29 protein-coding genes are annotated in these 26,657 nt (G+C 69.4%); 15 read left to right on the top strand and 14 right to left on the bottom strand.

Annotation, left to right across the window (positions count from 1 at the left end; all coding sequences use genetic code 11):
- Positions 1–20: 20 nt before the first annotated feature.
- The 4 genes from AB0J64_RS46880 to AB0J64_RS46865 form a co-directional block, all read right to left on the bottom strand.
- Positions 21–218 carry a hypothetical protein gene (locus AB0J64_RS46880; protein ID WP_364042635.1) on the bottom strand — a complete coding sequence of 66 codons (198 nt, stop codon included), beginning with the start codon at positions 216–218 and terminating at the stop codon, positions 21–23.
- A gap of 121 nt (positions 219–339) precedes the next feature.
- Positions 340–996, bottom strand: coding sequence for a GPP34 family phosphoprotein (locus tag AB0J64_RS46875; protein WP_364042633.1), 657 nt, complete (start codon positions 994–996; stop codon positions 340–342).
- Positions 971–1,234 carry a hypothetical protein gene (locus AB0J64_RS46870; RefSeq protein ID WP_364042659.1) on the bottom strand — a complete coding sequence of 88 codons (264 nt, stop codon included), beginning with the start codon at positions 1,232–1,234 and terminating at the stop codon, positions 971–973. The genes AB0J64_RS46875 and AB0J64_RS46870 overlap by 26 nt, the downstream gene beginning before the upstream one ends.
- Positions 1,234–2,184, bottom strand: coding sequence for an SPFH domain-containing protein (locus AB0J64_RS46865; RefSeq protein WP_364042631.1), 951 nt, complete (start codon positions 2,182–2,184; stop codon positions 1,234–1,236). The genes AB0J64_RS46870 and AB0J64_RS46865 overlap by 1 nt, the downstream gene beginning before the upstream one ends.
- 116 nt (positions 2,185–2,300) lie before the next feature.
- On the opposite strand from AB0J64_RS46865, the gene AB0J64_RS46860 reads away from it, so the two are divergent.
- Entirely contained in the window at positions 2,301–2,471 is a 171-nt protein-coding gene (locus tag AB0J64_RS46860; protein WP_364042629.1) for a hypothetical protein, read from the top strand.
- Positions 2,472–2,528: 57 nt separating this feature from the next.
- Here AB0J64_RS46860 and AB0J64_RS46855 read toward each other — a convergent pair whose 3' ends face one another.
- Positions 2,529–3,503, bottom strand: coding sequence for a WYL domain-containing protein (locus tag AB0J64_RS46855; protein WP_364042627.1), 975 nt, complete (start codon positions 3,501–3,503; stop codon positions 2,529–2,531).
- A gap of 122 nt (positions 3,504–3,625) precedes the next feature.
- On the opposite strand from AB0J64_RS46855, the gene AB0J64_RS46850 reads away from it, so the two are divergent.
- On the top strand, positions 3,626–4,021 hold the full coding sequence (locus AB0J64_RS46850) for a RidA family protein (RefSeq protein ID WP_364042657.1): 396 nt from the start codon (positions 3,626–3,628) through the stop codon (positions 4,019–4,021).
- A 174-nt stretch (positions 4,022–4,195) separates the two neighbouring features.
- Here the strand turns inward: AB0J64_RS46850 and AB0J64_RS46845 are convergent, their stop codons facing one another.
- A complete protein-coding gene (locus AB0J64_RS46845; RefSeq protein ID WP_364042625.1) occupies positions 4,196–4,678 on the bottom strand; it encodes a nuclear transport factor 2 family protein in 483 nt (160 codons plus the stop codon).
- A gap of 154 nt (positions 4,679–4,832) precedes the next feature.
- Here AB0J64_RS46845 and AB0J64_RS46840 point away from each other — a divergent pair, with 154 nt between their 5' ends.
- The gene (locus AB0J64_RS46840) at positions 4,833–7,133 is read left to right on the top strand and encodes a LuxR C-terminal-related transcriptional regulator (RefSeq protein WP_364042624.1); all 2,301 of its coding nucleotides are present in this window, start codon (positions 4,833–4,835) and stop codon (positions 7,131–7,133) included.
- Positions 7,134–7,217: 84 nt separating this feature from the next.
- Here AB0J64_RS46840 and AB0J64_RS46835 read toward each other — a convergent pair whose 3' ends face one another.
- Positions 7,218–8,615, bottom strand: coding sequence for an MFS transporter (locus AB0J64_RS46835; RefSeq protein ID WP_364042623.1), 1,398 nt, complete (start codon positions 8,613–8,615; stop codon positions 7,218–7,220).
- A gap of 163 nt (positions 8,616–8,778) precedes the next feature.
- Between AB0J64_RS46835 and AB0J64_RS46830 the strand changes: the two genes are divergently transcribed.
- Positions 8,779–9,498 carry a carbonic anhydrase gene (locus AB0J64_RS46830; RefSeq protein WP_364042622.1) on the top strand — a complete coding sequence of 240 codons (720 nt, stop codon included), beginning with the start codon at positions 8,779–8,781 and terminating at the stop codon, positions 9,496–9,498.
- 144 nt (positions 9,499–9,642) lie between these two features.
- Positions 9,643–11,607 carry an endo-1,3-alpha-glucanase family glycosylhydrolase gene (locus tag AB0J64_RS46825; protein ID WP_364042620.1) on the top strand — a complete coding sequence of 655 codons (1,965 nt, stop codon included), beginning with the start codon at positions 9,643–9,645 and terminating at the stop codon, positions 11,605–11,607.
- Positions 11,608–11,792: 185 nt separating this feature from the next.
- Here the strand turns inward: AB0J64_RS46825 and AB0J64_RS46820 are convergent, their stop codons facing one another.
- Positions 11,793–12,281, bottom strand: coding sequence for a MarR family winged helix-turn-helix transcriptional regulator (locus AB0J64_RS46820; RefSeq protein WP_364042618.1), 489 nt, complete (start codon positions 12,279–12,281; stop codon positions 11,793–11,795).
- 52 nt (positions 12,282–12,333) lie between these two features.
- Here AB0J64_RS46820 and AB0J64_RS46815 point away from each other — a divergent pair, with 52 nt between their 5' ends.
- A complete protein-coding gene (locus AB0J64_RS46815) occupies positions 12,334–12,924 on the top strand; it encodes a TIGR03086 family metal-binding protein (protein ID WP_364042616.1) in 591 nt (196 codons plus the stop codon).
- Positions 12,925–13,081: 157 nt separating this feature from the next.
- On the opposite strand, the gene AB0J64_RS46810 is transcribed toward AB0J64_RS46815, so the two are convergent.
- Entirely contained in the window at positions 13,082–14,386 is a 1,305-nt protein-coding gene (locus AB0J64_RS46810) for a hypothetical protein (RefSeq protein ID WP_364042614.1), read from the bottom strand.
- Between the two features lie 357 nt (positions 14,387–14,743).
- On the bottom strand, positions 14,744–15,151 hold the full coding sequence (locus AB0J64_RS46805) for a MerR family transcriptional regulator (RefSeq protein ID WP_364042612.1): 408 nt from the start codon (positions 15,149–15,151) through the stop codon (positions 14,744–14,746).
- 58 nt (positions 15,152–15,209) lie between these two features.
- Between AB0J64_RS46805 and AB0J64_RS46800 the strand changes: the two genes are divergently transcribed.
- Positions 15,210–15,917, top strand: a complete 708-nt coding sequence (locus AB0J64_RS46800; protein ID WP_364042610.1) for an SDR family oxidoreductase — start codon at positions 15,210–15,212, stop codon at positions 15,915–15,917.
- A 277-nt stretch (positions 15,918–16,194) separates the two neighbouring features.
- Here AB0J64_RS46800 and AB0J64_RS46795 read toward each other — a convergent pair whose 3' ends face one another.
- On the bottom strand, positions 16,195–16,599 hold the full coding sequence (locus tag AB0J64_RS46795) for a RidA family protein (protein WP_364042608.1): 405 nt from the start codon (positions 16,597–16,599) through the stop codon (positions 16,195–16,197).
- Between the two features lie 127 nt (positions 16,600–16,726).
- Here AB0J64_RS46795 and AB0J64_RS46790 point away from each other — a divergent pair, with 127 nt between their 5' ends.
- The 3 genes from AB0J64_RS46790 (at position 16,727) to AB0J64_RS46780 (ending at position 18,185) form a co-directional block, all read left to right on the top strand.
- On the top strand, positions 16,727–17,107 hold the full coding sequence (locus AB0J64_RS46790) for a helix-turn-helix domain-containing protein (protein WP_347600675.1): 381 nt from the start codon (positions 16,727–16,729) through the stop codon (positions 17,105–17,107).
- 49 nt (positions 17,108–17,156) lie between these two features.
- Positions 17,157–17,354 (top strand): hypothetical protein, encoded by a 198-nt coding sequence (locus AB0J64_RS46785; protein ID WP_364042606.1) that lies wholly within the window; start codon positions 17,157–17,159, stop codon positions 17,352–17,354.
- A 303-nt stretch (positions 17,355–17,657) separates the two neighbouring features.
- A complete protein-coding gene (locus AB0J64_RS46780; protein ID WP_364042604.1) occupies positions 17,658–18,185 on the top strand; it encodes a gamma carbonic anhydrase family protein in 528 nt (175 codons plus the stop codon).
- Between the two features lie 35 nt (positions 18,186–18,220).
- On the opposite strand, the gene AB0J64_RS46775 is transcribed toward AB0J64_RS46780, so the two are convergent.
- Together AB0J64_RS46775 and AB0J64_RS46770 are read right to left on the bottom strand one after the other, a co-directional pair.
- Positions 18,221–18,442, bottom strand: a complete 222-nt coding sequence (locus AB0J64_RS46775; RefSeq protein WP_364042602.1) for a hypothetical protein — start codon at positions 18,440–18,442, stop codon at positions 18,221–18,223.
- Between the two features lie 22 nt (positions 18,443–18,464).
- Positions 18,465–19,430, bottom strand: coding sequence for a PaaX family transcriptional regulator C-terminal domain-containing protein (locus AB0J64_RS46770; protein WP_364042600.1), 966 nt, complete (start codon positions 19,428–19,430; stop codon positions 18,465–18,467).
- Positions 19,431–19,812: 382 nt separating this feature from the next.
- Here AB0J64_RS46770 and AB0J64_RS46765 point away from each other — a divergent pair, with 382 nt between their 5' ends.
- Positions 19,813–20,748, top strand: a complete 936-nt coding sequence (locus AB0J64_RS46765; protein ID WP_364042598.1) for a cellulose-binding domain-containing protein — start codon at positions 19,813–19,815, stop codon at positions 20,746–20,748.
- Between the two features lie 276 nt (positions 20,749–21,024).
- Here the strand turns inward: AB0J64_RS46765 and AB0J64_RS46760 are convergent, their stop codons facing one another.
- Positions 21,025–21,798 carry a helix-turn-helix domain-containing protein gene (locus tag AB0J64_RS46760; protein ID WP_364042596.1) on the bottom strand — a complete coding sequence of 258 codons (774 nt, stop codon included), beginning with the start codon at positions 21,796–21,798 and terminating at the stop codon, positions 21,025–21,027.
- Positions 21,799–22,221: 423 nt separating this feature from the next.
- Between AB0J64_RS46760 and AB0J64_RS46755 the strand changes: the two genes are divergently transcribed.
- The 4 genes from AB0J64_RS46755 to AB0J64_RS46740 all read left to right on the top strand — a co-directional run bounded on the left by AB0J64_RS46755 (position 22,222) and on the right by AB0J64_RS46740 (position 26,286).
- Positions 22,222–22,827 carry a dihydrofolate reductase family protein gene (locus tag AB0J64_RS46755; protein WP_364042594.1) on the top strand — a complete coding sequence of 202 codons (606 nt, stop codon included), beginning with the start codon at positions 22,222–22,224 and terminating at the stop codon, positions 22,825–22,827.
- A gap of 52 nt (positions 22,828–22,879) precedes the next feature.
- Complete coding sequence (locus AB0J64_RS46750) at positions 22,880–23,203, top strand: YciI family protein (protein WP_214317872.1); 324 nt, start codon at positions 22,880–22,882, stop codon at positions 23,201–23,203.
- Positions 23,200–24,435 carry a DUF6596 domain-containing protein gene (locus AB0J64_RS46745; RefSeq protein WP_364042592.1) on the top strand — a complete coding sequence of 412 codons (1,236 nt, stop codon included), beginning with the start codon at positions 23,200–23,202 and terminating at the stop codon, positions 24,433–24,435. The genes AB0J64_RS46750 and AB0J64_RS46745 overlap by 4 nt, the downstream gene beginning before the upstream one ends.
- A 420-nt stretch (positions 24,436–24,855) precedes the next feature.
- Positions 24,856–26,286 carry an MFS transporter gene (locus tag AB0J64_RS46740; protein WP_364042590.1) on the top strand — a complete coding sequence of 477 codons (1,431 nt, stop codon included), beginning with the start codon at positions 24,856–24,858 and terminating at the stop codon, positions 26,284–26,286.
- Positions 26,287–26,657 lie beyond the last annotated feature (371 nt).

Below are 26,657 nucleotides of genomic sequence, written 5' to 3'. Positions count from 1 at the left end.
TTCGCATCAGACATGTCAGGCTATGACGTCCCGGCGACCTGGGAACACCGACGATTCTTAGGTGTTGCCAGACCCGCCCGGCCCGGCCCGTCCTCGCGGGAGCCGGCGGCGTACCACAGGCTGACCCCGACGATCGGGACGGTGGGGTCGGGGGAGAGGGCGACCCGCATCCCGCTGCCGAGGCGGGTCTCCACGACGCGGTGGCGGCCGGTGTTCATCGCGCTCCCGCCGCCCGGGCGCCGCGCACCAGGGCGAGGACGCTCGCGACGCCGGGCCAGTCCGCGGGACGGCCGGACGACCTCTTCCGTGGCCAGCCATGGTTCGGACTCCAGGGTGTTGTCAGCCCTCTCCGGTCGCCGCCGCCACCTTGGCCGCCTCGACGCTCTCGCGCAATGCGGTCGCGATCGGCTCGATGGGCGCGGACAGCTGCTGGATCCGGTCCCGGCGCAGACGCATTTCCCGCCAAGAGGGAACCACCGTCTTGAGCTCGGCCGCCGTGGCCAGCGCCGCCAGGACGCGGACGTCCTCGTCCAGGTGTCCGACCGGCTGGCCGCCGCGGATGGCCCGGCCGACGCGCTCGGCCAGCCTGCGCGACAGGTACGCCTTGCGCGGTGTGATCCGCTCGACCGGGAACAGCAGGATCCGGCGCCGTTCCACGCTGATCATCCGGGCGGCCGCCAGCTCGTCGCGTACCACGCGGACCGCCTCGCCGGCGTCCTTCTGCACCCAACGCCGCCACGAGCGGGGCGGCGAGTTCGAGATCTGCTCCCAGACCACGGCCCGCAGCGAACCCGGCTCGGCGGCAGGGGCGGTGAGAGCCCGCGCCTTGCCCGACTCATCCGCCAGGTGGCCCGCCAGCAGCAGCTCGGCGAGGGTGGCCGCGCGCAGCAGGCAGCCCAGCTCGCCCCGCTGGGGCAGCTTCTCCTTCCGCAGGTCGAAGGCCAGTAGGAAGGCCGATCGCGTCAGTGACTCACCCTGCTTCACTTGCGTCTCCATCCGCCCGCTCCTCTTCTTCTTCCTGATCTGTGCCGTCCTCTGGCGCCTTCCTCGGCCGTCCGCGTGGGCGCATCCGCCCCACCCCGTCGGGCAGACGTCCAGCCTCGGACAGGGCCCTGCGCAGCAGGAACTCGATCTGGGAGTTCGTGCTGCGCAGCTCGTCGGACGCCCACCTGGCCAGCGCGTCGTGAACCGCCGGATCAAGCCGCAGCAGGATCTTCTTCCGCTCCACGGTGATTACTGGTAGAGCGTGCCCGTGTTGACCACGGGCTGGGTGTCGCGGTCACCGACCAGCACCACGAGCAGGTTGCTGACCATGGCCGCCTTGCGCTCCTCGTCCAGCTCGACCACGTCGTGCTCGGCGAGCCTGGCCAGGGCCATCTCCACCATGCCGACCGCCCCCTCGACGATCCGCTGCCGGGCCGCCACCACTGCGCCCGCCTGCTGGCGGCGCAGCATGGCGTGGGCGATCTCGGGTGCGTACGCCAGGTGGATGATGCGCGACTCGATGACCTTCACCCCGGCGGACGACACCCTGGCCGCGATCTCCGTGGACAGCCGCTCGTTGATCTCGTCGGCGTTGTCGCGCAGGGACAGCCTGGGCTCGCCGTGCGAGTCGTACGGATAGGTGCCCGCGATGTGCCGCACGGCCGTCTCCGCCTGGATGGCCACGAACTCCACGAAGTCGTCCACCTCGAAGACCGCCTGCGCGGTGTCCTGCACCTGCCAGACCACCACGGTCGCGATCTGGATCGGGTTGCCGTCCGCGTCGTTGACCTTCGTCACGTCCGTCTCGTGGTTGCGGATCCTCGTGGACACCCGTCGGCGCACCGTGATCGGGTTGACCCACTGGAAGCCGGGGGTACGCAGGGTGCCGACGTACCGGCCGAGCAGCTGCACCACCCTGGCCTCGCCCGGCGCCACCGCGGTGAGGCCGAAGTACATGAAGACGCCGAGCATGATCATCAGGACGCTCGCGATGACCACCCACATGCCGCCCTGCCCGGCCCCCGAGGCGAGCATGACGATCCCCACGACGAGCAGTGCGATCCCGGCCAGGTCCAGCGCCGTCGCCACCCCCAGCATCACGAACCCGTTGGCCGCCCGCACCGGGCGCTCGCTCGTGTGCGGTGCGGGCATGTCCACGACGGCGGCCTCAAGCGCCGCCTCGCCCGATGCGTTCGCCATCGTACGTCCCTTCTGCGTGACGTTATCTTGCTAGCAAAGTGATATCACTTTTTCGGCGGCTGTGGAAGGCCGGTTATCAAGGGCCTCGCCATGACCCGAGCGGGGGGCGAGGCGGTGTGGCGGGCGAGCGCGGCCTCCACGGCGGTCTGCCTGCGGTCTTCGACGACGACATGCTCGCCTGCGCGCGCTCTCGGCAGGAGCGGGGCGTGCCGGTGCCCGGCATCGCGGCCAAGCCGGTCATCCCCACGGGCAAGGACAAAGGACGCCACCCCGATGCAGGCCAGTGACGTGCGGGACGCGGATGACGCGCTGGTGCGGGGCGGCCAGGTGCAGGCTGCCGCTGATCAGGATGACATTCCGTAGCGGGTGGCGAGCGCCGTGGCGCGGTTGCGCAGGGAGTCGCGCAACCACTGCGGGGCCAGGGCTTCCGCGTTGGTGGCGAGCTGCCACAGCGCCCATACGGCGTGTCTCGGATCTTGGAAGGTCACCTCGAGCCGCAGCCAGCCGTCTGGGTCGGCTTCTTCGGCGAGGACGGCCAGCGCGGTGCCCACCAGGTCCTCCCGCCGCGCCGGATCCAGCCGCACCAGCACGGTGACCTGGTCGCCGCCGGTCCGGAACCGCGTGCTGCGTTCCTGCCAGGCCCGGTCCAGATCGACCCGGTCCGGACGCTCTGCGGGTTCGGCGAGTTCCTTGGCGGCCAGGACCCGGGACAGCCGGTAGGTGCGGTCCGCGCCAGACCTCGAGGCCAGCAAGTAGCCCCGGTCGCGTACGGTGACCAGGCCGATCGGGTCCACCGTGCGCCACTTCGGGGTCTGGCCCTCAGCCGCGTAGTGGATCTGCAGCTTGTGTCCGGCGAACACCGCGCGCAGGACCTCGGCCGCTATGGCGTCAGGCACCTCCTCATCCACCAGCCGACGCGAGAGGAGGTCGGTCTCCGGGTCGATGAGCAATCGCTCGGCCGCGCCGGCCGCGGTGTCCCGATAGCTTTCGGGCAGCGCGTCAACCACCTTGAGCATCGCCGAAGCGAGTGCCGAGCCGAGGCCGAAGGCCTGCGCGCCGCGCCGTGATCCGGCGACCAGCAGGGCAAGGGCCTCGTCGGGGTTCAGTCCGGTGAGCTCGGTCCGGAAGCCGGGCAACAACGCGAAACCGCCGTGCCGGCCGCGTTCGGCGTAGACCGGGACGCCGGCTGCGGACAGCGCCTCGATGTCGCGCAGCACGGTGCGGGTGGACACCTCCAGCTCGCGGGCCAGCGCGGACGCGGACAGCCGACCGTGCCGGCGCAGCAGCAGCACCAGCGAGACCAACCGGTCGGCGCGCATGCGAGAACTCTACAGAAATACACGACACAGGATGTCGTGATTTGTTGGGAGGCTCTTCGACACCGGCCTTCGAGCCGATCAACGTACGTGATGTCAATGAATCGAATGGAGCTGATGTGGCAATGGAGCGAACGGCGGTCAACCCGTGGGCGTGGTCGGTGGAGCTGGGGTACAACCAGGGTGAGGTGGTCTCCGGCCATACCCGGACCCTGTACTGCTCCGGGCAGACCGCGATGAGCGGCGACGGCAAGCCCCAGCACGCCGGTGACATGGCGGCGCAGTTGGCGCTGAGCCTCGACAACCTGGAGGCCGTGCTCGGCGAGGCCGGCATGTCCCTCGCGAACCTCGTCCGGCTCAACGTCTACGCCACCGACGTCGATCGGCTCTTCGAGCACTACGGCGTGCTGGCGGCGCGGTTGGGCGCCGCCGGAGTGGCGCCGTCCACCACGATGCTCGGGGTGACACGGCTGGCGATCCCCGACCTGATGGTCGAGCTTGAGGGAACCGCCGTCGCGTGATGCGACCTCGCCGCCTCCGGCAGGGCTGCCGGAGGCGGCGCACCCGGAGGTGGGCATGCCGAGCACGGCAGGCGCTGCGGCGGTGACGGACCGAGTGGATCTCTACGACGCGCGCTCGGGACGATGGCGCGCTGCTGCCCGCGCCGGATCCTCGAGGAGAGAGGGGATCCTCGCTCAGGCGTCGGAGTCCTGGACGTAGCGCTCGAAGCGGGGGACGAAGCGCGTGCCCAGCAGTCGCCGCCAGCCGCGCGGCCGCCCGGCCATCGCCAGGGCGAGCGGCGCCGAGTCGAAGTAGGAGATCCGTTCGGCGATCAGCCCGTTGACGAGCGTGAAGCGATCGACCGCCGTCCAGGCAAGTTCGCGGCCGCCGAATGTGCCGCTGAGGGTGAACTCGATGAAGATCGCGTCGTCGCCGGCGCTCCAGCGGTGGACGGTCGCGTGGATGTCCGGGACGAGCTCGAAGAGCCGGGCGAACGCCGCGCGGCACTCGTCGCGTCCTCGCAGCGTGCCCAGCAGCGGCTGCGTGAGAACGATCTGGTCGCTCCACAGTGCCTCGTGCTTGCGCAGATCGGGCGTCCGCCAGCCGTCCTGGAACTTCTCGACGAACGCGGCGGCGGCGTCGTGATCAATGACATCGGGGGTGATGGCCGGCTGCATGATCCGACTGTAGGACCCGGCGTGAGGCATGTCATCGCGGATCCCGGGAACGTCGGAGTCAGTTTTCGCGACGCTGCGGCCGGGCACCCCCAGTTGAGCTGGGGAAACGTTTGACCTGGTTCGCGGGTGAAACCTACTGTTAACCATGGCAGTGGTGACGCGAGAACGGCCCGCCGGTAACCTGCCCGTCGAGCTGTCAGGGGTTGTCGGACGCCGCCAGGAGCTGTCACAGGCCAGGCGGCTGCTGGCCGACACACGCCTGCTGACATTGACCGGCCTCGGCGGGGTGGGCAAGACGCGGCTGGCGTTGCGCGTGGCGGCCGAGGCCCGGCGGGCCTTCCGCGACGGCGTGTGGCTGGTCGATCTGGCCCCGCTCCAGGACGGAGAGCTGCTCCCGCGGGCCGTGGCCGACGCCTTGGGCCTGCGCGACGAGTCACTCCAGCGCCCGCTGTCGGGCCTGGTGGAGTTCCTGGAGGACAAGCAGTTGCTGCTGGTGCTCGACGGCTGCGAGCACCTGACGTACGCGGCCGCCATGCTCGCCGGCAAGCTGCTGGGCGCCGCCCCCAGATTGCGGATCCTGGCGACCAGCCGGGAGATCCTGGGCGTCGAAGGTGAGTACGTGCTGGCCGTGCCTCCGCTGGCCGTCCCGGAGCCGGGCCAGCCGCCGGCGACCCTGACGCAGTCCGATGCGGTGAGACTGTTCGCCGAGCGGGGCGCGGCCGTGCTGCACGGCTTCACGGTGACGGAGGCCAACGCGGATGCCGTGACCACGCTCTGCCGGCGTCTGGAGGGCATCCCGCTGGCCATCGAGCTGGCCGCGGCCCGGCTGCAGGCGCTGTCGGTGACGCAGATCCTCGACCGGCTCGACACCCATACCCCGGCGTACCGCACCTCGGTGCCCCGGCACCAGACGATGCGTACGGCGATCGACTGGAGCTACGACCTGTGCACCCCGCAGGAGCGGACCCTGTGGGCCCGGCTGTCGGTCTTCTCCGGCGAGTTCGACCTGGAGGCCGCCGAACACGTGTGCGCGGGCGACGGCCTGCCGCAGGAGCAGATCTTCGACCTGGTGGCGTCCCTGCTGGACAAGTCGATCCTGGTACGCGGTGAGCACGTCGCGCACTACCGGTACCGGCTGCTGGAGATCATCCGCCAGTACGGCCAGAACGTCCTGGCCGAGTCAGGGGAGGAGATGGCTTCGCGCCGCCGGCACCGCGACCACTTCCGCGACCTGGCCAAGCGGGCGGAGGCCGACTGGTTCGGCCCGCGCCAGGCGGAGTGGATCGCCCGGTTGCGGCACGACCACGCCAACCTGCGGGCCGCGCTGGACTTCTGCCTCCGCGAGCCCGGCGAGGCGCGGCACGCCCTGGAGATCGTGGCGGCGTTGTGGAACTACTGGGTGTTCTTCGCCGGCTCCTTCGGCGAGGGCCGCCACTGGCTGGAGCGGGCGTTGGAGCTGGACGGGCAGCCCACCGCCGCCCGGGCCAAGGCGCTGTGGGTGGACGCCTGGTTCGCCCTCAGGCAGGCCGATCTGAACGCGGCCCCGCCGCTGCTGGACGAGTGCCGCGAGCTGGCGCGGCGGCTCGACGACCGGGTCGCCCTCGCGTTCGTCGCGCACTTCTCCGGGCTGACCGCCTATCTCCGGGGCGACACGGCCGAAGCGATCGGGCTCCTGCTCGAGGCGCGGGACCGCCACGCGGCCAACGGCGACCAGGACGGCGTGTGGATGACCCTGTTCCACCTGGTCATCGCCTACTCCAGCGCTGGGGACGATGACCGCGCGAACGCGCTCGCCGCCGAGTGCCTGGCGATGTGCGAGGCCCGGAGCGCGTACCTGTCGAAGTCCAACGCGCTGTGGGTCGTCGGCCTCGCACGGTGGTTCAGGGGCGAGCAGGACCGGGCTTCCGCCCTGGTCAGGGACGGCCTGAAGATCATGCGGTCGCTGGACGACCGGTGGGGCGTCGCCACCTGCCTCGAAGTGCTGGCCTGGGTCGAAGCGGCCGACGGCCGGGACGAGCGCGCGGCCGAGCTGTTCGGCGCCGCCGGCATGGTGTGGCAGGCGATGGGCACCTCGCTGCCGGCGCTTCGGCCGTTCGCCGACTTCCACAACCTGTGCGAGACGCAGCTGCGCATGTCCCTGGGCCATTCCGGCTACTCCGCCGCGTTCCAGCGCGGCAGCGAGCTCACCACCGAGCAGGCCGTCGACCACGCGCTGGACATCAAGGAGCGGCCCCCCGCACCCCGCCAGGAAGCGGAGCCCGGTGAGGCGGCCATGCTCACCCCCAGACAGCGAGAGGTCGCCGCCCTCGTCGCCGAGGGGCTGAGCAACAAGGACATCGCCGCGAAGCTGGTCATCGCCCAGCGCACCGCCGAAGGTCACGTCGAGAGCATCCTGACCAAGCTGGGCTTCACGTCCAGGGTTCAGATCGCGGCCTGGGTCAGCAGCCACCGGTGACGGCCGCGTGACGAGACCGGCGCCACCATGAGCAAGGCACTCGAGGAACTGGCGGGGCTGCCTCTCATCGAACGTCCCGCAGAATCACCCGTCCCCACAGTGGCGACCCTGCTGCGCACGTACCCTCGCCGCCACCGGGGTACGGGCGCGCGGGCGCAGCGCGGCAAAGGCCAGCACGCCTGACGCGCTCGCGACCAGCACGGACAGCCCGGCCAGAGTCGCGGTCCGCCAGTCGCCACCGTCCAGTGCGCCGAAGAAGACGGTGCCGGTGATCGTTGCGCCGAGCACACCCCCGGTCTCCTGAACGGTCCCGAGCATCCCGGCCGCGGCTCCCGCCCGCTCGGGGCGTACGGCGGACAGCACTGAGGAGAGCAGCGGCGACATGAGCAGCCCCATCCCGGCCCCGACCACGAGGAGGGCCATGGCCACCTGGTACGGCGGCGCCGCACGCGCCACCACGTCGTACAGGAGGCACAGCCCGAGCAGCAGCACAGGAGCGCCGATGCGTCCTGGGCGGAGCGAGGCGACGAAGAAGCCCGCGTTGAGCGCGGTGCACACGGCTCCGGCGGCGAGCGGGCCGAGGCCGAGGCCGTCCTGCAGGTAGAGGGCGAGCACGAACGACAAGCCGGCCGAGGTGCCGAAGAGCAGCGCCACGGCGACCAGGCCCAAGGCGAACGCCCGGTCCGTGAACACGTCGAGGTCGAGCAGCGGGGTCCGCCCCGAGCCCGCCAGTCGCCGCTGCCGGCGGACGAACGTGACCAGGATCGGGCCAGAGGCGGCCAGGCACCACCAGGCCCACGTCGGCCAGCCTTGTTCGCGGCCCTCGATCAGCGGCAGCACGACCGCCACCAACCCGGCGGCCACGAGCACGGCCCCGCCCACGTCGAGCCCGGCCGGCCGGATCGGTGACGGCGAGGGCGGGGGGATCAGGCGTCCCGTCATGGCCAGTGCCGCCGCGCCGATGGGCACGTTCACCAGGAAGCAGGCCCGCCAGCCCAGCGCGAGCGGGTCGGCGGCCACCAGCGCACCGCCGATCACCTGGCCGCTCACCCCGGCCAGGCCGACGGCCGTGCCGTACCAGCGGAAGGCCGTGGCCCGGTCGGCGCCCCGGTAAAGCTCTCCGAGCAGCGTGAGGACCTGCGGCGCGAGCAGCGCCGCCGCGCCGCCCTGTACGAGCCTGGCGACCACCAGCCAGGCCGCTCCGCTCGCGAGGCCGCACCCCGCCGACGCCAGCGTGAACAGCGCCAGCCCGGCACGGAACACCCGCCGATGCCCATACAGGTCGCCGAGTCGCCCGGAGGCGATCAGCCCGGCCGCGTACGTCAGCCCGTATCCGGCGATCACGAACTGCACCGAGGCGTCGCCCGCCCGTAGATCGGCACGGATGGACGGGACGGCCAGGTTCGCGACGAAGAAGTCCAGCGTGGTCACGAACACCGCGACCAGCAGCACGGGCAGGGCCGCCCAGCGGCGGGTAGTCATGAGGGCTCCAGTGACCGGGGGAGGTTGGGGGAAGAACGTCGGCAAGAACACCGCAGCGCGGTGAACGGTTGCTCTCCTCACCCTGGAGCGGCGGCCTTATGGATCCCTTCGGACCGGCTACGGATCTGGCGCGTCGGCACGAGGCGGCGCATACTCCTGTGTCATGCCAAATCACATGATCAACCGGCGGGCGCTCCTACGCACCGGCATCGTCGCCGGAGGCCTCCTGGCCGGTGCGACGTCCGCGGGCACAGCCGTATTCGCGCGCACCGCTCAGCCGTCGAACGGGACCACGCCGGACCAGCGTCCCGCCGGCCCGGACCAGGCGTGGGCGACCCTGCGCGAGGGCAACCGCCGCTGGGTGGACGGCACCGCCACCCACCCGCACCAGGACGCCGATCGCCGCAGGGAAGTGGCGCAGAAGCAGAACCCGTTCGCGGTCGTGTTCTCGTGCATCGACTCGCGGGTCTCGCCCGAGTTAGTCTTCGACGCCGGGCTGGGCGACCTGTTCGTGGTACGGACTGCCGGGCAGACCATTGACCCGCTGGTGACAGGCGCCGCCGAGTACGGCCCAGCCGAGCTCGGCACCCCGCTCGTCGTCGTGCTCGGCCATCAGCGCTGCGGAGCCGTCACGGCCGCCGCCGAATCGCTGCACGAGCACAAGAAGCTGCCCGGCCAGCTGAACACGATCGCTTCCTCGCTGCATTCGGCATACACGCGTTCGGGCGGAGACGTCGACAAGATGATCCGCATCAACACCGTCGACGTGGTGAACCAGCTCAAGAAGGACAAGCTCTTCGCTCCTCGCATTGCCAAGGGCAAGCTCAAGATCATCGGCGCGTACTACTCGATCGACACCGGCGAAGTCACCCGCCTCCTCTGACTTACATGTACGGCTGACTTCATGGACGGTGACCTGCATCGCCCAGGCCCGAAAGCGTGAATCGGGCCCTTGACCTTGATCCATATTTGATCGTGCAAGCCGGCTCCGCCAAGGCGGAGCCGTACCGTGAACCAAGGGAATTTCATGGCCAACCGATATCGGACCTTATGGGCGGTCGTGGCGAGCATCGCCACGCTGGCGACCGCCGCGGTCACACCGGCGCAGGCGTCCGCCGTCGCCCCCGTCAGCCTGACGTTCGCCGCAGCGGAGGACGTGTTCGTCAGCCAGGCCGAGCCGGCCAAGAGCTTCGCGACCGCGACCTGGGTGAGCGTCTGCGGCACCGCGTGCGGCAGTGCCACCGCGGGGCAGCGCGTCGCCCTGACCCGGTTCAAGGTCACCGGCATCCCGCAGGACGCCGAGGACGTGAAGGTCACGCTGGACGTGGTCTCGGCCAGAACGACGGACACCACCGTCTCCGTCCGCCCGGTGACGGGCGCCTGGACGGAGGCCGCCACCACCTGGAACACCCGTCCGGCGCTGAGCGCGCCGGTCATCGGCTCGCACACCGGCTTCACCACCGGCCAGACGGCCAAGCTGGACGTCTCGTCGGCCGTCAAAGCTGATGGCACGTACGCGTTCGCTCTCACCGGGACCGATGCCACCACGACCGTCCTGATGTCCTCGCGCGAGAGCGGGAACCGGGGACCGAAACTCACGGTCACCTACACCGAAGGCACCGGGGGAACCGGAGGTGAGCAGACCGACGGGCCGCTGCCCTTCACCCTGGCGGGTACGACGGCGCTGCGGTCCTCGGCCAAGAAGGTGTTCGCGCACTACTTCACCCCCTTTCCGATCTCCCTCGACAATCAGGCTCCGGCCGGCGACTACTACGCCAGGAACTACCTCAAGCCGGACGGCGAGAGCGGCAAGCACGCCGCCTACGGCGGGTTGCTCCGCGATCGGCCGCTGGGACGTGACCCGATCGCGGGCGACTACGCGCTGGCCGATCTCAAGACCGAGGTGCGGCAGGCGATTGCCGCGGGCCTGGACGGCTTCACCGTCGACATCCTCTCCGTGACCAGCGCGCAGTGGACGCGGGTGCAGAACCTCATCAAGGCGGCCGAGGCGGTGGACGCCGGCTTCAAGATCGTGCTCATGCCGGACATGAACGGTCTGGCCTCGACCGACAGCGCCGCCTTCGCCACCGCCATGGCCAAGCTCGCCGCGTCGAAGTCGGTCTACCGGCTCGCCGACAACCGCCTCGTCGTCGCGCCCTTCAAGGCCGAGGCCCGCACCGCCGCTTGGTGGTCGGACTGGATGAAGACCATGGAGACGCAGCACGGCATCAAGGTCGCCCTGGTGCCCACGTTCGTCGACTTCACCAGGTACCGCGACGCCTTCGCCCCGATCAGCTACGGCTTCTCGAACTGGGGCAACCGCAACCCCGCGGCCAACGCCGGCCTGACGGCGAACATCGACCGCGCCCATGGCCTGGGCAAGATCTGGATGCAGCCGGTGTCGGTCCAGGACGAGCGGCCCAACCAGGGCGTGTTCGACGAGGCGGGCAACACCGAGAACCTGCGGGCCACCTGGAAGGGGGCCATCGACGGCAAGGCGGAGTGGGTGCAGCTCACCACCTGGAACGACTACTCGGAGAACACCCAGTTCGCCCCCTCCAGGAACGCCGGCTGGACCTATCTGGACATCAACGCCTACTACCTGACCTGCTACAAGCTGGGCTGCCCGAAGATCACCAACGACACGGCGTACCTGACCCACAGGATCCAGCCGGTCGCGGCCGACCCGGCGTACGCGCAGACCAAGCTCATGAAGCTGCGCGCCGGCAGTACCGCGGCCCGCGACACCGTCGAGGTGCTCACCATGCTGACCGCGGCGGGCAAGGTGTCCGTCACGATCGGCGGCACGACACAGACCTACGACGCGCCCGCGGGGGTGTCCGCCAAGACGTTCCCGCTGAAGGCGGGCGCCGCGTCCGCGACGGTCACCAGGAGCTCGGCCGTGGTGGCGAAGGTGGTCTCGCCGCACGCGATCACCGCGACTCCGCAGGTGCAGGACCTGCACTACCGCGCGGCCTCCAGCGAACGCTGACGCTGCGCGCCTGATCCCCGGGCCGGCACCTCGGGGATCAGGCCGGGCGACGGCGAAGGTGTCGCTCCCACGTCAGCACGCGGTAGGGCCGCGTACTCATCGGCGGGCGGAGGCTCGGCGTTGACGGCGGTGATCCGGCTATTGACCAGGCTGTAGAACTCGTCCATCGGGGTGGTGGCGGAAGGTCAGCGGTCGTGAGCCGTGTTCGATCGGCGAGCGGGCCGCCGGTCAAGCGGAGACTTCTCGGTGATCTGCTCGCGTGGTAGCTGGTAGAGCGCCTGCAGGGCGCGGAGGAAGCCGTGGCGGTCGGCCTCGGGCAGGCGTGCGAGCAGGCGCTCCTCGTTGGCCTGGATCTCGGCCCGCACAGATCTCCGCACTTCGCGGCCCTCGTCGGTGATCGCGAGGATTCTCACGCGGCGGTCGTGAGGGTCTGGTTCGCGAGTGATCAGTCCGGCTGTCTGCAGTTGGTCAAGGGTGCCGATGATGCGGGTCTTGTCGGCGCCGATCGCTTCGGCCAGGGCGGCCTGGGTGCGTACCGAACCGTCGTCCAGGGCGCCGAGCACGGTGTAGCCCCACATGGAGACGCCATACGCCGCCAGCACCGGTAGTTCCGCTGCGATGAGCGACTGCAAGAGAGGATGCATCATCTCGGCGAGGTCGCGGCGGCCCGTCACGAGTCCAAGATACCCATTTGACAGATAATAAGCGTATGCACATCATATGTGAATGCTTATGAATGTTGTCGCGCTCGACGCGCAGGCCGTCCGCACCAGCGTCGAGCTGGCGGCTGGAGTGCAGCCCGCGGACCTGTCCCGTCCGACGCCCTGTCTCGGATGGACCGTGTACGGCCTGCTCGCGCACATGGCCACGCAGCACTATGGCTTCGCCGCGGCATCCAGGGGGGACGGCGATCTCGCCCAGTGGAAGCTGCGCTCTCTCGGCAGCGACCCTGTGGCGAGCTATCGCGCCTCAGCCGAACATGTCATGACGGCCTTCGCCGCCGACGGCGTGCTGGAGCGCAGGTTCCCGCTGCCCGAGTTCGCAAGCGGGAGTCCCTTCCCCGCTGCGCAGGCGATCAGCTTTCACTTCATCGACTACGTGGTCCATTCCTGGGATCTCGCCAAGGCACTGGGCGCCGAGGTCGAGTTCCCGCCGGACCTGCTGGACGCCGCCCTCGCGGTGGCGAGAGCCGTACCCGGCGGCGAGGCGCGCCTGGCGCCCGGTGCGGCCTTCGCTCCGGCGTTCCCGTGGCCGGGCGGGTCGCCTCTGGACGAGATCGTGGCCATCCTGGGCCGCTCACCGAGCTGGCCCAGGTGAAAATCACCGGCCTGCTCGGTGGGGATGGCCGATCACAGAGTCGACGCGGCGGGCTCGACGCAAGGCGCCTCCGGCGCCGCCTTCCGGGCCTGCCGGCCGTCGTCGCGTGCACGGCTCTGGGGCGAGGTTTCACGGCGACGCGCGGGTGCCGAGGTCATTACTCCTTGGATTTGAAGTAGTGCGCGACCATGTAAGCCGTGACCTTTTTGCCGATCTTCGCGCCTTCGACGTCGGCCGTTCGGGTATGGATTCCGCCCCAGATGCGGGCTTCGATGACCTCGGCGAGCGCCTGCGAGAAACTGCGAAAATATCTGGTGGTGCCCGAGGCGGCGCTGTACCCCCTGAAGGGGATGTCGTCGCGGCCGAAGAAATACGCCAACGCCGACATGCTCGCCGCTGTGAAGCAGGTATGTCCGGACGTGTAGTCGGGGTGCGGTGGTGTGACGAGCAATGGCGTCCAGTCGGGATCGGCCGCCGTTCGCGGATTGCCGTCGGTGTCGGCCAGGCGGATCGCGGTGACCGGCCGCCAGAAGTGCCACGCTGCCTTCTCGTTGTAGCAGGCGATCGTGGCGTCGGCTTCGGCCAGGTCGACCATCGCGAACATTCGCGCCGTCTGCAACGTGTTCAGTTGCCGCTTCGTCGCCAGCTGGCGCTTGATCTCCCATTCGGCCAGGTGCCGGTCGTGCCACCAGATCGCGGCCTGCGTCTGGTCGGACGTCCTGACCGTGCTGGTCGCCGAGCCGATGGTCTTGATCTCGTTGAAGTCCCGGGCGTACCGGTGACTGGTGAGCGACGGCGGGCCGGACGTGCGGAACATGGAGGCGTTGCGGACAAGGAACGGTTTGAGGTCACCGACCCAGGCTCCGTCGGAGGCGAATGCGGGTGGCGCCGGCCGCCACTGACCGGGCTGGGTGCCCACGATCCAGGTCTGGTTTCCGAACGCTCCGTCGTTCTGCCGTGCGGCGTTCATCGCAGCGGCCGCCTGAGTGCCCACGGTGATTCCGCGCTGCTTGGCGGTACCGCCGGGAATCGCGGCCAGCGCCTCGTCGTACTGCGTCCTCAGCCTCGCTTGCTGGTCTGGGAACAGAGCGTTCAGCACCAGGAAGCCCGCGGTCGCGACGGCCGCGTCCGTCGACTCGGTCCCATCGGCAGGAGGCGCGATCAGGTACGGCTGATAGGGAGTGCCGGCGATCGCGTTTACGGCGTCGTAAACGGCTCCGTGGACCATCGCGAAGCTGCGCGCCTGGACCTGCGGTTGCTGACCGGCAATATCCCATATCGCCGTCTGGGCATTTATGTCCCAGGTGATGACGGCATTGGGCGGCGTATTCGATGTCGACGCGTTCGCGAATGACGAGCCGAGTCCGATCGGAGACCCGACAGCAATCACTCCGGCGACGGATAAGCGAACGGCCTTGCGCGGAAGGACGCCTGCCCATCCGGGGTAACGTAATTTGACCATGATGGGAAATTACTCCGACCGCCACGATCGAGCCAGCGCGCGAACAACTGCCACATCGGAACCACATCCTTCGGCTCGGTGGCCGAACCGTACGACCGGTACCGCCCGGAGTCCCCGGACGAGTTGATCGACGAACTCACGGCGGGCAAGGCGGCTCGCGTGCTCGACGTCGGACGCGGCACCGGCAAAGTGGCCCGGACGCGGCGAGACGAGGGCGACGGTGCTGGTGTTCGCCACCACCGGCCCCGTCCCAACGATCCCGTCCACCGGCCGCTGACGGTATCGCGAGGACCAAGTACGTCAGCAAGGGCTAACAGGGCGCGTTCGTGGCATCGAGCCCGAATCGGGTCACCGCAATCATGGCGCCGCAGAGTGGCTCGCCTGCGCAGCGACGTCTCGGTCCGAGATCCACGCGCAGCCGCTGGCCGGGCTTCCGGCGAAGGCGATGACCGCGTCCAGACGGTCACGGGTACGGATCAGCGCGGCGATCTGGGCGTCGATGCGGTCACGCTCGGCCGCCAGCCGGGCACGCGATTCTGGGGTGCTGACCTTGGCATCGACGCAGGGCAGCAGCTCGGCGATCGTCCGGCTGGACAGGCCGGCGGAGTAGAGCATCTGGATCAGCTGAACCCGGTCGGCCGCCGACTCGGGATACTGACGCTGCCCGGACTCGCTCCGGTGCGCCTCCAGCAGCCCCTGCTCCTCGTAGTAACGCAAGGCCCGCACGCTGACGCCCGAGCGCGCCGCCAACTCGCCGATCCGCACCGTGACCTCCCTCACAACACTTGCCTCTGACGTCAACGTCAGGTTTTAGTCTATCCGCATGCAGATCAACGGAGCACATGTGCTCGTCACCGGCGCCAACCGGGGCCTGGGCCGGCAATTCGTCCTTTCCCTCCTCGACCGCGGCGCCGGCAAGGTGTACGCCACCGCCCGCCGTCCCGACCTCATCGACGTACCGGGAGTCATCCCGCTGCGCCTGGACATCACGGACCCGGTGTCGGTCGCCGCCGCGGCCGCCGCTGCGCCCGACGTCAAGATCGTCATCAACAATGCGGGCATCTCCACCGGCGCGAACCTCATCACCGGCGACCTGGACACCATCCGCCGCGAGATGGACACCCACTTCTACGGCACCCTCAACGTGATCCGCGCCTTCGCGCCCCAGCTGGCCGACGGTGCGATCCTCAATGTCCTGTCTGCGATCTCCTGGCTCGCCTACAACGGCGCGGGCGCCTACCACGCGGCCAAGGCCGCCGAATGGGCGCTCACCAACAACGTCCGCCTGGAGCTGGCCGACCAGCGCACCCTGGTGACAGGCCTGCACCTGGGCGCCGCGGACACCGACATGATGGCCTGGTACGACGGCGACAAGACCGCCCCCGAGACGATCGTCGCGGCCGCCCTCGACGGCATCGAGGCGCACCGGCCAGAGGTGCTCGCCGACGCCTGGAGCCGCCAGGTGAAGGCTTGGCTGTCCGAGGACCCGAGCGTCATCTACCGGGAAGCAGCGGCCGCCCTCACGGCCTGACCTTCGGGCCGGGCCCGTACGTGGACCGCGCCCGGCAACCAGGCCACCGGCCAGGACGGGACCGATCGGCTCGTGCCGCCGGTTCTGGCTGCATCTGATCATGGTCGGGTGGCTGGATTTCCACTCTCGCCCGTTACATCCGGGACGAAAGCACGAGGCGTTTCAGCGCCGTGAGGCCGGCTCGTCCAGCCCGCCCGGGTGAGCATCTGGGCGTGGTAGGCGGCCTGCACCCAGACATGCATCGGATACCCCACTACTCGCACCTGGTGTGACCGCTTCAATCGATGATCGCGGTGACTTCGGCCTCGATGAGGATGCCGGGCTCGAAAAGCACGTCCACCCCGATCAGCGCGGCCGGCGGCGTGGCGATGTCGAACTCGCGGGCCGCCTGTTCGATGCCCGCGTTGAAGGCGTCGTACATCTCTCTCTTCCAGCCTGCGGCGTACCACGTGAAGCGGACGACGTCGTGGAACGTCGCTCCGGCCGCGTCCAGCGCTTTGGCGACGTTGCGGTAGACCTGGGTGACCTGCCCGGCGAGGTCGCCCGGTGCCACAAGCGCGCCGTTCTCGTCCCAGGCGACCTGTCCCGCGATGTGGACCTGTCTGCTCCCCGTCGCCACCGCGACGTGGTGGTAGAGCGGGACTTGGACATGCCCGTCAGGGTTGATGAGCGAAACTGCCACGAGATCTCCTGATGGTTATGTGATCGAGGCGCCGGAGGGCGCCCGTGCTCTCTTGCGGTTACTCAGAAACCATAGGAGAGTGTTCGCTGACATGGAAGAACGCACTTTTTAGAGACTGGGGAACCTCATGGTGACCAAGCAGTTCGCAGGCACGGCTGACGAAGCGGACCTGAGACGTGCGGACTCCCTGGCGCGGGAGATCTTCTCGGACGTCGCCAACAAGTGGGCGTTGCTCATCATCGAGGCTCTCGGTGAGCGCACCCTCCGCTTCAGCGAGCTGCGCGACGAGGTCGAGGGCATCAGCCACAAGATGCTCACCCAGAACCTGCGCATGCTGGAGCGCAACGGCCTGGCCGAGCGGAAGGTGCATCCCACTGTGCCGCCGCGAGTCGAGTACACCCTCACCGAGCCGGGCCAGGCCCTGCGCGCGACGGTTGATCTCATCTGCGGCTGGACCCATCAGTACTTCGGCCACATCGAGACCGCCCGCCAGCGCTTCGACGCCTGACGGCTCAGGCCGAGCGCGCACCGGCGATCTCCCTCCGCCGGCCATCGCAGTGGCCGACACAGGCGCCCGGCATGCGACGTTCCTGGCCGCCGACGCCGCCGACGCCGCCGACGCCGCCCACGCCGCCCACGCCGCCTACAGCGCAGCCAAGGCCGCCCCCGAGCAGAGCTCGTGGAGCGGGCCCGCTGCAGGACCGGCCGGCCTGTCGGCCAAGCACGCCGGCACGCACGCCGGCGACAGCGCATGACCCCGCCCGGCATTGCGTCGCGTGCGGCCGCGCGAGGCCTCCCCACGACGCGTCGTTGCGTGCTCGAGGCCGCCGCAGCGCACGACGCTGTCCGAGCCGGCCGACGCAGAGGCGACGGCCTGAAACTCCCGAAGCTACGGCGAAGGCAAAGTAGCCGTCGATCGGGGCGCTACTGATCCTGCTGGGCCTCGGGCTGGGCATCTGTGAGGGTTTTGTGTACAACGCCGACGGAGCCACACCACCAGCCGCGACGCCAGGAACGTGTACGCGGGCCTGCCTGCGAGCAAGGCGGGGGAGTGACCCATGCCCATGTACGCACTGGGCGACCAGGAGCCTCGGATCCACCCGGACGCCTTCATCCATCCTGACGCCGTCGTCATCGGCAGCGTGACCATCGGCGCCGAATCATCGGTCTGGCCGGCCGCCGTCCTGCGGGCCGACTTCGGCCGCATCGAGATCGGTGAGCGTACCTCCGTTCAGGACGGCACCGTCGTGCACACCACCGAGCAGTGGCCGACCGTGATCGGCAGCGACTGCGTGGTCGGCCACAACGCCCACCTCGAAGGCTGCACCATTGAGGACCGCTGCCTCATCGGCTCGGGCTCGGTCGTCCTGAACCGCGCCGTCGTCCGCACCGGGTCGGTGATCGGCGCCCAGGCGCTCGTCGCCGAAGATCTGGAGGTCCCGGCGGGTCACCTGGCCCCCGGCGTGCCCGCGCGGCTGCGGCCGATGGACGACGACGTCCAGAGCCGATGGATCGACTACGGAGTGAACGAGTACCTCCGAAACGCCAAACGCTACCGGCACGAACTGCGCAGACTCGACCGTTGAGCGTGCCCGTCAGCGGCGCCGCTCCAGGAAAGCCGTCATGCGCTGCGCAGCGCCGGCGGTGCGTTCTTGGCGATGCGGGCGGCCGGCCGGTCCGCCGCGGCCGGCAACTCGTCCTCGGGAACCACCTCGTTCACCAGCCTGACCGCCAGTGCCTCCGCGGCGGAGAGCACCCGGCCGGCGAGGTCACAGGCGTAGGCCGGCTCGGCGCACACCTCGTGCAGATCGGCCACCATCGCGGCATCGATCGCGTTGCGCACGTGCGGGCGGTTGCCGCTGATCTCAGGGGTTCGGCGGCCTGCTGATGCGCTCCCACTCACGCGTCGCGTCCGGCTCCCACCTCGCATGTTGCCGGTGAAAGAGCTTCGCGGCCCGAGCGCCGCTCCACCTTGAAGGCAGCAGTTCGGCAGGCAATGCGGGATCGATCAGCGCGAGCCGGCGCCAGGCATGCACGAGCCGGGTGTGCCTGACCAACGGATCATGCGAAGGCGGCCGCGTGAACTCGGCAAGGAACTCCTCATACTGCCGCGCGACCTCGTCAAGGTCCCATGCTTGGCGGACGAGGGTGGAGACTTCACCGCCGGCGAGGTATTCCGACAGGAACACCTGCGCTTCCTCGCGAACCCCGGCTTCGTCCAGCACGGACTCGGCCTCGCCGACCCGGTCGGTGTGCGTGCTGACCCACACGCCCGGCGCCGGGTTGCCGAACCCCGCCCACCGCAGTCGCGTGCGCATCAGATGGCGTCCGGCCCGATTCGTCTCCGCGGCTCGGGCCAGCACCACCAGCCACCGGCCGTCCCACTCCGGCTGGGTCGCGGTGAAGCCGAAGATCCGTTCAGCGCCAAGGTTGAGGAACTGCGCGAACGCCGGGCTGAGATGCCACCACGTGTACCGTCCTGCACGTTCGGGGATGAGCCAGCCGTCCGCAGCGGCACGCGCAAGGGCCTGCCTGCAGGCTTCCTCCTTGACGTCCAGGCGGCCCAGCGCATCGACGAGGGCCGAGGTGGGCGCGGGTTGCCCCGACGGACGCACGTAATCACCGAGAACGGTGATCAACAGGCCCCGGACGCCACCCGTGCCCGCGGCGTACCGGCGGGACAGCAGGAATCTTTCCTCGGAGGCGTTGTCGAACGGGCCTTCCGCCGTCGTTTCATCTCGAGACTCAGACATGCCGGTGCCGGCGACCGGCTGTGCAGCTGCGGGCGTGGTCAGAGCGCATGCGCGGATTGTAGTGCGGTGGCGGGCCACTCGATCACCAAGTGGGACCGTGGAACTTTCACGGACACGCCTCCGCGACGGGGCCCCTACCAGCCGGAACTCGCGGACGTTTGACAGAGACGTTGACCGCCGTCGTGCAACTGTCTTACGGTCCTCGGCGACGACAGTCGTCGATGGAGGCAGCGATGGCCTCGATGAAGGACGGGCTCGCCGCTGCCCCCAGGGCCGCGAACCGCCGGACAACAGCGCCCGTTCGACCAGAAGACCGCGCTCGCGCTGGGCCACGGCTCGGCAGGACGGTCGCTGTGGACGTCGATCTGTGACCGCAAACCCACCACGGAAGTACGCAGTCGAGGGAGAAGTGATGCACCTGTCCCGGTTACGTCCCTTCGTCGCAGCCGTCGTTTCGGTAGTGGCGATCACCGCCGTCAGCGGGGTGCTGCCGGCCGCGCACGCCGCGACCGGTTGCCGGGTCACTTACGCGGTGGCCTCCCAGTGGACGGGAGGTTTCACCGCCGATGTGAGCCTGACGAACCTGGGTGATCCAGTCTCCGGCTGGACCCTGACCTGGTCGTTCGGCGCCGGTCAGCAAGTGACTCAGGCATGGGGCGCCACGGTTTCGCAGAGCGGTTCGCAGGTGACCGCTCGCAATGCCGCGTGGAACGGCAACCTCGCGACCGACGGCAACACGAGCTTGGGATTCAACGGCTCGTGGAACAACAGCAGTAACCCGGTACCGTCCACCTTCGCGCTCAACGGCGTCACGTGCACCGGCGGCACGGGCGAGCCGACGCCGACGGTCACCCCGACCGGCCCTCAGCCGGCGAACTCGATGGGCTTCATCGGCTGCTCGATGGCGGAGAACGTCGCCCAGGGGTATGTGGCGGTCGGAGGCAGACGCATGTGGGGTCCGTACGGGACGGGCGGCTTGGTCGTTCAGTCGTGGACCGATCCGAATTCCAGCGCGTGGCAGAAGTTCGACCAGCAGGTGAGCAGGTTCGGCAGACCGACAGCCGTGTGGGTGCAGATCTGCGTGTTCACCAACGGGGCGACCTATGACGAGGTGAAGCGGCTCATCGCCAACGCCCGCCTGCACGCCGCCTCCGGCGCCGAGATTCTCATCACCGGTCAGCCGCTCTACGATCCCGGCCAGACGTGTTTCCTGGCGGGCCCCAACGGCCCACAGTTGACCGACAGTCTTGCCAGGCAGGCGGCCGCCGACACGACGCAGAACGTGACCTACCCGGGGTCGTTCCATCTCAGGAGCAACGAGGTCGCCGACGGCTGCCACGCCAACACCGCAGGCCAGCAGTCGCTCGGCAGGCAGGCCCAGGCGTTCTGGGGCTAGTGTCCCGGGTTGCGGCCTGCGGGACCCGCGGTGACCGCCGGCCACCTGGCAACCTCTCGGGCAACAGCACCCATTCCACACGTACGTGAATGCTCACCTAGACCCTCGGGTCAGCCTGCGCACGCAACCGTGGAGATCGTGGACCCGGGCTGACTCCGCTGTTCTGGCAGCACGTCCAGCCCTACGGCGAGGTACGGCTGGACGTCGCCAAGCGTCTGCCGCTGGGCGGTGGCGCGGGTCAGGACGCCTGATCGCCCGGCCTGTGCCCGCGGGTGGCTACTCGGTGAGGCAGGCGGGCCAGCCGCGTTCGAGGAGAGCGGTGACGACGTCCAGGGTGTGGCGGGCGTCGGCGCTGATGGTGTTGGCCAGGTCGGGGATCTGCAGGACGTGGCGGGCCAGGAGCCGGGCGGCGAGGTCGTCGGCCGGAAGCGCGGCCTCGCGGGTGATGGCCGCGGTGAGCGGCTCCTGGGCCACGGTCCAGGAGTGCAGCGCGAAGTCGCGCAGTTGCGGGGTGGCCCGGATGAGATCGAGCGCGCGTTGCTGATCAGGGGCGGGATCGGGCTCGAACGGGCCGCGGCCGGCCATGTGGTCGTGGAGTGCTCGAAGGACGCTCTGACCGGGGGAGCGGAGGTGGACGGCGTCGACCAGGGCGGCGATGTGCTCGCTGCGGTCGGCGGGGAAGACCAGGCTGGCTTTGCCGTCGGGGAAGTAGGCGAACAGGGTCGCGATCGAGGTGCCGGCCGTCTCCGCGATCTCGCGGACGCCGACCTGGTCGTAGCCGCGGGCGGTGAACAGCTCCAGCGCGGCATCGGTGATGGCCTGCCGGGTGGCGGCCTTCTTGCGTTCGCGTAGCCCCGGCGGGCGGGCCGTGGACGCGGACGCGGCCTGCGGCGGGCGATGCGGCGGCGCCTGCCGTTCGGGTGCGGGCCAGCCGTGGGCGAGCAGGGTGAAGGCGGCGTCGATCTGGGCGTGCGGATCCTCGCGCTGCCAGGGCTGGGTGCGGTCCAGGACGAACCGGGTCACCGCGCGGGCGGCGACGGAAACCGGCAAGTTGCGCTGGTGGGCGCGCGGGAACGATTGAGCTTGCTCTCGCACGTCGAGCTGGCCGCTTGATCACCAGCTCGCAGGCCAGGCGAGGGGACGTCAGGAGAGCTCCAGCGAACTCAGCTCAGGAACTGTTGCTCACCCCACTCCGCCACGCCCACGCCACCGAACTCATCAACGTTCGACGCCCTCCACCACTGGTCAGATCTTCGCGATCGACCTGGTCCACGAGCTTGTCCGCACTGGGCGCGCTTGAGGAGGTGGAGGCCGGTCGCCGCGACACTGTCGTGCTGTCGGATCGATGACGACCGGCGTCCCGGAAAATTCTTCAAAGAAGTCCGGGAGGGGGTGTCGGATCGGGGCGGTGGTGTTCGTAGCAGGGGTGAGGCCACCCGCAAGGGGCGGCGCCAAGGCAAAGGAACCGCGATCATGAAGCTGACGACTGTGACTCAGGTCACCATCGATGGAGTGACGCAGGGAAACGGCGGTGCGTCGGATGAGGACCGCAGGAACGGATTCGAGCGCGGGGGATGGGCCCGGGGGGCGGGTGACGACGAGACCAGGACGTTCATCACGCAGACCTACCAGCGCGCCGAGGCGTTCCTGTTCGGCCGGCGCACCTACGAGTTGTTCGCCGGCTCCTGGGGATCAATCGACCAGGCACATCCCATCGGCGTGGCCTTGAACAAGGCCCCCAAGTACGTTGCCTCGACCACGCTCACCGCGCCGCGCTGGGAGGGCACGACCGTTCTCCGCGGTGACCTCGCGGCGGCCATCGGTGAGCTGAAGGCCAAGCCCGGGGGTGAGCTGCAGGTGCACGGCAGTGGCATCCTGACCCAGTGGCTGCTGGAGAACGATCTGGTCGACGAGATGATTCTGATCGTGATCCCGGTGATCCTCGGCCAGGGCGCGAGACTGTTCGCGGAGACCGGTCCGGATCGTGCGCTCGACCTGGTCGAGTCGCGGGTCGACTCGAAGGGCGTGACGATCCAGGTCTACCGGCCGGCCGGGCGCCCGCGGTATGCGACGGCCTGAAGTCCCTACCATCGAACCACGCTGTCTTGACACCACAGGAGATGATCTTCAAATGCGGTACCTGGTTTCCGTGATCGATGACAAGAGCAATCCCGGCAGCACGGACAGACAGCCCGCCATCAGCGCGTTCAACGAACGACTGATCGCCGAGGGCTACTGGGTTTTCGCGGGCGGACTCGCGGACACCGACGCGGCCACGGTCATCGACAACCGGGGCGAGCAGGCGGTGTTCAGCGACGGGCCTTTCGTGGAGTCGAAGGAGTACCTCGCCGGCGTCTGGGTGTGGGAGGCCCCCGATCTGGATGTGGCGCTCAAGCTCGCCGCCGAGGCGTCGAAGGTCTGCGATCGGAAGATCGAGGTGCGGCCGTTCCTGTGAGCGACGTCGAGGAGGCGATCATCCGGGCCCACCACGACGAGTGGGCGCGGGTGGTGGCCGGGCTGACCAGGCGCTTCGGTGACCTCGGCATCGCCGAGGAGGCAGCGGCCGAGGCGTTCGCGACCGCCGTGGAACGGTGGCGGGCCGACGGCCTGCCCCCCAACCCGGGCGCGTGGCTGACCACCACCGCCAACCGCAAGGCCATCGACCGGATCCGGCGCGAGAACAAACGCGACGACAAGCACAAGGAGGCTCAGATGCTGCACGACAACACCCCACCCGAGCCGCTGGGCGCCATCGACGACGACCGGCTCCGGCTGATCTTCACCTGCTGTCACCCGGCGCTGGCGATGGAGGCCCGCGTGGCACTGACGCTGCGCATGGTCGGCGGTCTGACCGTGCCCGAGATCGCCCGTGCCTTCCTGGTGCAGGGGACCACCATGGAGCAGCGCATCACCCGCGCGAAGGCCAAGATCAAGGCGGCGCGCATCCCCTATCGGATGCCGTCCGCCGACGATCTGCCGGCGCGCGTCTCCGGCGTCCTCGCCGTCCTCTACCTCGTCTTCAACGAGGGCTACCTGGCCACCGGCCCCGACACCGATCCCGTACGACACGACCTGACCACCGAGGCGATCCGGCTCACCCGCCTGATCCGCGCGCTCCTGCCGCAGGACGGAGAAGTGGCCGGCCTGCTGGCGCTGATGCTGCTCATCGAGGCCCGCCGCCCCGCCCGGGTCTCGGCCGGCGGCGAACTGGTCGCGCTCGACGAGCAGGACCGCGGCGCCTGGGACGCGGCACTGATCGCCGAAGGTCATCGGCTGGTGCGCGAGCGCCTGGCCGCTGCCGCTGCCGGGGCGGCTCCGGGTCGCTACCAGATCCTCGCCGCGATCAACGCCGTGCACACCTCCGCCCGCGACATGCGCGGCACCGACTGGTCGCAGGTCCTCGCCCTCTACGACCAGCTCGTCCGCCTCGACCCCTCGCCGATCATCGCCCTCAACCGGGCCATCGCCGTGGCCGAGCTCGACGGGCCGGAGGTGGCGCTGGCCATCGTTGACCGCCTCGCCGAGGGGTTGGACGGCTATCACGCCTACCACGCCACCCGCGCCGACCTGCTGCGCCGGCTGGGCCAACGTCAGCAGTCACGCGCGGCCTACGACCGGGCCATCGAGCTGGCCGGCAACACCGGCGAGACCGTCTCCCTCACCCGCCGCCGCGACCAACTGCAGTAGCGCCCGCGTTTGAAGAGCGCGCTTGACACGGCGATGAAAGGCGACGCGGAACAGACCTTCGTCCGGGGTCGCACTCGCGCTGACCACGGTCTGGCCCGCGCTCCCGCCTGCTCCGAGCCACACGACTACATCGGCCAGGCTCCTGCTCTCAGGTGGTCATGTACTGGCAGCGGCGATCGTCATACCGGGCCTGACGTGGGCGATCCGGAGAGCGCCGCGGCATCTCCAGCTGTCACACGCGGCTGAGAAGCGTGCGTGGGTGCCTCCACATCACCGTGGCCGGTTCGCTGACGACACACACGCCGGAAGATCTCGACGAAATTTTGGTGGGCGGTGTCGGATCGGGCCGAGGGTGTTCGTAGTGGGGGTGGGAGGCCGCCCAGGAGGGGCGCCCCGACGGAACCGATAAGGACATTCCTCATGACTACCTTGACGGAGCCGGACACCGTCACCCCACGCCACTCCAGCCGCCAGATGTGGGCGATCCTGGGGTTGGTGCTACTAGCCGACGCCCTCGACGTGATCGATGCGACCGTCACGAACATCGCCGCCCCCACCATCGCCAGCGAGCTCAACGGCGGTGAGAGCCTGATCAAATGGTTGGGGCCGGCGTACATGCTCGCCATGGGAGTGCTGCTCGTGGTCGGCGGACGGCTGGGTGACAAGTTCGGCCAACGCCGGCTTTTCCTGATCGGCATGGGCGGGTTCACCCTGGCCTCGGCAATCGCCGGGTTCTCACCTGACCCGATCCTGCTCATCGCCGCCCGGGTTGCTCAGGGAGCGTTCGGGGCGCTACTCATCCCGCAAGGCATGGCGATCATGACGAAAGCATTCGACCGCGACATGCTCGCCAAGGCGTTCGGGCTGTTCGGCCCGGTTCTCAGTCTCTCCAGTGTCGGCGGCCCGGTCCTGGCCGGTTTCCTCATCAGCGCCGACGTGTTCGGTCTGGCCTGGCGCCCGATCTTCCTCATCAACATCATCCTTGGCGTTGTCGGGCTGATCATTGCCGTCAAGATCCTGCCGTGTGACGACGACGCCGACCGGTCCACCGTCGTCGACGGCTGGGCCTCCGGCCTGCTTGGGGTAACCATGCTCGGGCTGCTGTACGGCCTGATCGAGGGCTCGACCAACGGCTGGGGCGTCATCCCGATCGTCTCGATCGTCGTCGGCGTCCTGTTCTTCGCTGCCTTCGCCTACCGCCAGCGCACCGCGACCCACCCGCTCATCATGCCCTCGCTCTTGAAGAACCGGGGTTTCACCTCCGGATTGCTCGTGTGCCTGGTCGCCGTCGCCGCCGGCACCGGCCTGCTCTTCGTGCTGTCCCTGTTCCTGCAGGAGGGGCTGCACGTCAGCCCGAGGGACACCTCGCTCGGTCTGGTGCCGCTCACCCTGGGGCTCGTCGCCGCCGGGTTCGCCGCCATGGGTGGCCTGGTCGCCAAGCTCGGTCGCACCCTCGTCTTCATCGGCCTCACCGTCGACCTCGTCGGTTGCGGTTGGGTCCTGGCCCTCGTCACTTACTCCGGGACGAACGTCAGCCTCTGGGCGCTGGCCCCGGCGTTCTTCGTCATCGGCGTCGGCATCGGCCTCAGCTTCGCCACGATCCCCGTCGTCGCTCTCGGCGACGCGAAACCGGACGAAGCCGGCAGCGCCAGCGGGTCGTTCAGCTCGATCCAGCAACTCGCATCAGCGATCGGCTCGGCCGCGGTCACCTCGATCTTCTTCCAGGCCGCAACCTCCGGACTGGGTCACGCCATGAAAATCAGTCTCATCGTCGTTCTGGCCGTCACCGCCCTCAGCCTCCCGGTCGTCGCCCTGATGCCCCGCAAGGCACCGTCAGAACCCCAGCAGTGAGCAACCGGCCATCCTCGCCACGTGGGTGACCACCACCGCCAACCGCAAAGCGATCAGCCGGATCCCGGACTAAACCCCGCGCGCGGCGGCAGGTGTTCGGGAACAGCCCGCCGCCGAGCGGGCGTGGCCGAAGATCGTCGTACGGGTCGGAGATCCAGCCGAGCGGCGCGACACCGACCAATTGTTGGGCCGGCTGCTTCAGCCCGACTGATCCGCATCGAGCTGGACGGCCACTGCGCCCGTCACGGAGGTGGCTGTGATGTGATCGAGAGGACTTCTCCGCCCGATCACACTAGCGGACAAGATCCGTCAAGGCCTGTCCGCCGCCCCGATCTGGCCTCGGGAAGCGTCCGGAACTCTCAAAGGCTGCT

This window comes from Nonomuraea sp. NPDC049695 (assembly GCF_040674955.1).
Taxonomy (GTDB): domain Bacteria; phylum Actinomycetota; class Actinomycetes; order Streptosporangiales; family Streptosporangiaceae; genus Nonomuraea; species Nonomuraea helvata.
Note: the sequence above shows the minus strand (reverse complement) of the source record. Positions and strands in the feature narration are given on the sequence as shown.

Bases quoted from the DNA above. Each gene is read 5' to 3' on its own strand.
- AB0J64_RS46880 (WP_364042635.1), bottom strand. From the start codon at position 218: ATGAACACCGGCCGCCACCGCGTCGTGGAGACCCGCCTCGGCAGCGGG.
- AB0J64_RS46875 (WP_364042633.1), bottom strand. From the start codon at position 996: ATGGAGACGCAAGTGAAGCAGGGTGAGTCACTGACGCGATCGGCCTTC.
- AB0J64_RS46865 (WP_364042631.1), bottom strand. From the start codon at position 2,184: ATGGCGAACGCATCGGGCGAGGCGGCGCTTGAGGCCGCCGTCGTGGAC.
- AB0J64_RS46855 (WP_364042627.1), bottom strand. From the start codon at position 3,503: ATGCGCGCCGACCGGTTGGTCTCGCTGGTGCTGCTGCTGCGCCGGCAC.
- AB0J64_RS46850 (WP_364042657.1), top strand. From the start codon at position 3,626: ATGGAGCGAACGGCGGTCAACCCGTGGGCGTGGTCGGTGGAGCTGGGG.
- AB0J64_RS46845 (WP_364042625.1), bottom strand. From the start codon at position 4,678: ATGCAGCCGGCCATCACCCCCGATGTCATTGATCACGACGCCGCCGCC.
- AB0J64_RS46835 (WP_364042623.1), bottom strand. From the start codon at position 8,615: ATGACTACCCGCCGCTGGGCGGCCCTGCCCGTGCTGCTGGTCGCGGTG.
- AB0J64_RS46830 (WP_364042622.1), top strand. From the start codon at position 8,779: ATGCCAAATCACATGATCAACCGGCGGGCGCTCCTACGCACCGGCATC.
- AB0J64_RS46825 (WP_364042620.1), top strand. From the start codon at position 9,643: ATGGCCAACCGATATCGGACCTTATGGGCGGTCGTGGCGAGCATCGCC.
- AB0J64_RS46815 (WP_364042616.1), top strand. From the start codon at position 12,334: ATGCTTATGAATGTTGTCGCGCTCGACGCGCAGGCCGTCCGCACCAGC.
- AB0J64_RS46810 (WP_364042614.1), bottom strand. From the start codon at position 14,386: ATGGTCAAATTACGTTACCCCGGATGGGCAGGCGTCCTTCCGCGCAAG.
- AB0J64_RS46800 (WP_364042610.1), top strand. From the start codon at position 15,210: ATGCAGATCAACGGAGCACATGTGCTCGTCACCGGCGCCAACCGGGGC.
- AB0J64_RS46790 (WP_347600675.1), top strand. From the start codon at position 16,727: ATGGTGACCAAGCAGTTCGCAGGCACGGCTGACGAAGCGGACCTGAGA.
- AB0J64_RS46780 (WP_364042604.1), top strand. From the start codon at position 17,658: ATGCCCATGTACGCACTGGGCGACCAGGAGCCTCGGATCCACCCGGAC.
- AB0J64_RS46755 (WP_364042594.1), top strand. From the start codon at position 22,222: ATGAAGCTGACGACTGTGACTCAGGTCACCATCGATGGAGTGACGCAG.
- AB0J64_RS46750 (WP_214317872.1), top strand. From the start codon at position 22,880: ATGCGGTACCTGGTTTCCGTGATCGATGACAAGAGCAATCCCGGCAGC.
- AB0J64_RS46740 (WP_364042590.1), top strand. From the start codon at position 24,856: ATGACTACCTTGACGGAGCCGGACACCGTCACCCCACGCCACTCCAGC.